Here is a 4,730-nt window from a genome sequence, read left to right on the forward strand (position 1 = left end):
TTAAATTGAAGAGTTTGATCATGGCTCAGATTGAACGCTGGCGGCAGGCCTAACACATGCAAGTCGGACGGTAGCACAGAGAGCTTGCTCTCGGGTGACGAGTGGCGGACGGGTGAGTAATGTCTGGGGATCTGCCCGATAGAGGGGGATAACCACTGGAAACGGTGGCTAATACCGCATAACGTCGCAAGACCAAAGAGGGGGACCTTCGGGCCTCTCACTATCGGATGAACCCAGATGGGATTAGCTAGTAGGCGGGGTAATGGCCCACCTAGGCGACGATCCCTAGCTGGTCTGAGAGGATGACCAGCCACACTGGAACTGAGACACGGTCCAGACTCCTACGGGAGGCAGCAGTGGGGAATATTGCACAATGGGCGCAAGCCTGATGCAGCCATGCCGCGTGTATGAAGAAGGCCTTCGGGTTGTAAAGTACTTTCAGCGGGGAGGAAGGCGGTGCGGTTAATAACCGCGCCGATTGACGTTACCCGCAGAAGAAGCACCGGCTAACTCCGTGCCAGCAGCCGCGGTAATACGGAGGGTGCAAGCGTTAATCGGAATTACTGGGCGTAAAGCGCACGCAGGCGGTCTGTTAAGTCAGATGTGAAATCCCCGGGCTTAACCTGGGAACTGCATTTGAAACTGGCAGGCTTGAGTCTTGTAGAGGGGGGTAGAATTCCAGGTGTAGCGGTGAAATGCGTAGAGATCTGGAGGAATACCGGTGGCGAAGGCGGCCCCCTGGACAAAGACTGACGCTCAGGTGCGAAAGCGTGGGGAGCAAACAGGATTAGATACCCTGGTAGTCCACGCCGTAAACGATGTCGACTTGGAGGTTGTTCCCTTGAGGAGTGGCTTCCGGAGCTAACGCGTTAAGTCGACCGCCTGGGGAGTACGGCCGCAAGGTTAAAACTCAAATGAATTGACGGGGGCCCGCACAAGCGGTGGAGCATGTGGTTTAATTCGATGCAACGCGAAGAACCTTACCTACTCTTGACATCCAGAGAATTCGGCAGAGATGGATTGGTGCCTTCGGGAACTCTGAGACAGGTGCTGCATGGCTGTCGTCAGCTCGTGTTGTGAAATGTTGGGTTAAGTCCCGCAACGAGCGCAACCCTTATCCTTTGTTGCCAGCGACTCGGTCGGGAACTCAAAGGAGACTGCCGGTGATAAACCGGAGGAAGGTGGGGATGACGTCAAGTCATCATGGCCCTTACGAGTAGGGCTACACACGTGCTACAATGGCGCATACAAAGAGAAGCGACCTCGCGAGAGCAAGCGGACCTCACAAAGTGCGTCGTAGTCCGGATCGGAGTCTGCAACTCGACTCCGTGAAGTCGGAATCGCTAGTAATCGTGGATCAGAATGCCACGGTGAATACGTTCCCGGGCCTTGTACACACCGCCCGTCACACCATGGGAGTGGGTTGCAAAAGAAGTAGGTAGCTTAACCTTCGGGAGGGCGCTTACCACTTTGTGATTCATGACTGGGGTGAAGTCGTAACAAGGTAACCGTAGGGGAACCTGCGGTTGGATCACCTCCTTACCTGAAGATACCTTCCCGCGCAGTGCTCACACAGATTGTCTGATAAAAAGTAATGAGCAGGACGGCTGCGAAGTCGTGACACTATCGTGTCCCCTTCGTCTAGCGGTTAGGACTCCGCCCTTTCACGGCGGCAACAGGGGTTCGAATCCCCTAGGGGACGCCACCTGCTTGGTGACAGGTGAAAGGTGTCTCCATACAGTATCTCAAAACCGTTTTCGCTGCGTGAGCAGGGAGACGCGTCTGAGATATTTGCTCTTTAACAATCCGGAACAAGCTGAAAATTGAAACGACGTGTCGTTTTCATTCTCCGTAATAAGAATGAAAAACGCGACATGGTCGAGTCTCTCAAATGCTCGTGACTTACAGCGCTGAAAAACGCCTGTGGGTTGTGAGGTTAAGCGACTAAGCGTACACGGTGGATGCCCAGGCAGTCAGAGGCGATGAAGGACGTGCTAATCTGCGTAAAGCGACGGTAAGGTGATATGAACCGCTACAGCCGTCGATGTCCGAATGGGGAAACCCGGTGCACTCTGTGCATCATTGCAGCATGAATACATAGTGCTGCAAGGCGAACCGGGGGAACTGAAACATCTAAGTACCCCGAGGAAAAGAAATCAACCGAGATTCCCCCAGTAGCGGCGAGCGAACGGGGAGCAGCCCAGAGCCTGAATCAGCATGTGTGTTAGTGGAAGCGTCTGGAAAGTCGCAGGGTACAGGGTGATACTCCCGTACACAAAAGCACACGCGCTGTGAGCTCGATGAGTAAGGCGGGACACGTGGTATCCTGTCTGAATATGGGGGGACCATCCTCCAAGGCTAAATACTCCTGACTGACCGATAGTGAACCAGTACCGTGAGGGAAAGGCGAAAAGAACCCCGGCGAGGGGAGTGAAACAGAACCTGAAACCGTGTACGTACAAGCAGTGGGAGCCTCTTTATGGGGTGACTGCGTACCTTTTGTATAATGGGTCAGCGACTTATATTCTGTAGCAAGGTTAACCGTATAGGGGAGCCGCAGGGAAACCGAGTCTTAACTGGGCGTTAAGTTGCAGGGTATAGACCCGAAACCCGGTGATCTAGCCATGGGCAGGTTGAAGGTTGGGTAACACTAACTGGAGGACCGAACCGACTAATGTTGAAAAATTAGCGGATGACCTGTGGCTGGGGGTGAAAGGCCAATCAAACCGGGAGATAGCTGGTTCTCCCCGAAAGCTATTTAGGTAGCGCCTCGTGAACTCATCTCCGGGGGTAGAGCACTGTTTCGGCTAGGGGGCCATCCCGGCTTACCAACCCGATGCAAACTGCGAATACCGGAGAATGTTATCACGGGAGACACACGGCGGGTGCTAACGTCCGTCGTGAAGAGGGAAACAACCCAGACCGCCAGCTAAGGTCCCAAAGTCATGGTTAAGTGGGAAACGATGTGGGAAGGCACAGACAGCCAGGATGTTGGCTTAGAAGCAGCCATCATTTAAAGAAAGCGTAATAGCTCACTGGTCGAGTCGGCCTGCGCGGAAGATGTAACGGGGCTAAACCATGCACCGAAGCTGCGGCAGCGACACTTAGGTGTTGTTGGGTAGGGGAGCGTTCTGTAAGCCGTTGAAGGTGTGTCGTGAGGCATGCTGGAGGTATCAGAAGTGCGAATGCTGACATAAGTAACGATAAAGCGGGTGAAAAGCCCGCTCGCCGGAAGACCAAGGGTTCCTGTTCAACGTTAATCGGAGCAGGGTGAGTCGACCCCTAAGGCGAGGCCGAAAGGCGTAGTCGATGGGAAACAGGTTAATATTCCTGTACTCGGTGTTACTGCGAAGGGGGGACGGAGAAGGCTATGTCAGCCGGGCGACGGTTGTCCCGGTTTAAGCGTGCAGGCGGAGGGTCCAGGTAAATCCGGTCCCTTATTAACGCTGAGGCGTGATGACGAGGCACTACGGTGCTGAAGTGATAAATGCCCTGCTTCCAGGAAAAGCCTCTAAGCATCAGGTAACACAGAATCGTACCCCAAACCGACACAGGTGGTCAGGTAGAGAATACCAAGGCGCTTGAGAGAACTCGGGTGAAGGAACTAGGCAAAATGGTGCCGTAACTTCGGGAGAAGGCACGCTGGCGCGTAGGTGGAGGGATTTACTCCCCGAGCCGAAGCCAGTCGAAGATACCAGCTGGCTGCAACTGTTTATTAAAAACACAGCACTGTGCAAACACGAAAGTGGACGTATACGGTGTGACGCCTGCCCGGTGCCGGAAGGTTAATTGATGGGGTTATCCGCAAGGAGAAGCTCCTGATCGAAGCCCCGGTAAACGGCGGCCGTAACTATAACGGTCCTAAGGTAGCGAAATTCCTTGTCGGGTAAGTTCCGACCTGCACGAATGGCGTAATGATGGCCAGGCTGTCTCCACCCGAGACTCAGTGAAATTGAACTCGCTGTGAAGATGCAGTGTACCCGCGGCAAGACGGAAAGACCCCGTGAACCTTTACTACAGCTTGACACTGAACATTGAGCCTTGATGTGTAGGATAGGTGGGAGGCTTTGAAGCGCGGACGCCAGTCTGCGTGGAGCCAACCTTGAAATACCACCCTTTAATGTTTGATGTTCTAACGTAGGCCCGTTATCCGGGCTGCGGACAGTGTCTGGTGGGTAGTTTGACTGGGGCGGTCTCCTCCTAAAGAGTAACGGAGGAGCACGAAGGTCAGCTAATCACGGTCGGACATCGTGAGGTTAGTGCAATGGCATAAGCTGGCTTGACTGCGAGCGTGACGGCGCGAGCAGGTGCGAAAGCAGGTCATAGTGATCCGGTGGTTCTGAATGGAAGGGCCATCGCTCAACGGATAAAAGGTACTCCGGGGATAACAGGCTGATACCGCCCAAGAGTTCATATCGACGGCGGTGTTTGGCACCTCGATGTCGGCTCATCACATCCTGGGGCTGAAGTAGGTCCCAAGGGTACGGCTGTTCGCCGTTTAAAGTGGTACGCGAGCTGGGTTTAGAACGTCGTGAGACAGTTCGGTCCCTATCTGCCGTGGGCGCTGGAGAATTGAGGGGGGTTGCTCCTAGTACGAGAGGACCGGAGTGAACGCACCACTGGTGTTCGGGTTGTCATGCCAATGGCACTGCCCGGTAGCTAAGTGCGGAAAAGATAAGTGCTGAAAGCATCTAAGCACGAAACTTGCCCCGAGATGAGTTCTCCCTGAC

General features: G+C 54.2%; 1 tRNA gene and 2 rRNA genes. All 3 read left to right on the plus strand.

What is annotated here, in order from left to right:
- The first annotated feature begins 2 nt into the window (after nucleotides 1-2).
- Nucleotides 3-1,542: ribosomal RNA gene (locus F3I20_RS23755) — 16S ribosomal RNA — on the plus strand.
- 88 nt (nucleotides 1,543-1,630) lie between these two features.
- Nucleotides 1,631-1,705 (plus strand) — tRNA-Glu (locus F3I20_RS23760).
- 229 nt (nucleotides 1,706-1,934) lie between these two features.
- Nucleotides 1,935-4,730: ribosomal RNA gene (locus F3I20_RS23765) — 23S ribosomal RNA — on the plus strand; the annotation flags it as partial.

Source organism: Candidatus Pantoea gossypiicola (assembly GCF_008632075.1).
GTDB classification, from domain to species: domain Bacteria; phylum Pseudomonadota; class Gammaproteobacteria; order Enterobacterales; family Enterobacteriaceae; genus Pantoea; species Pantoea gossypiicola.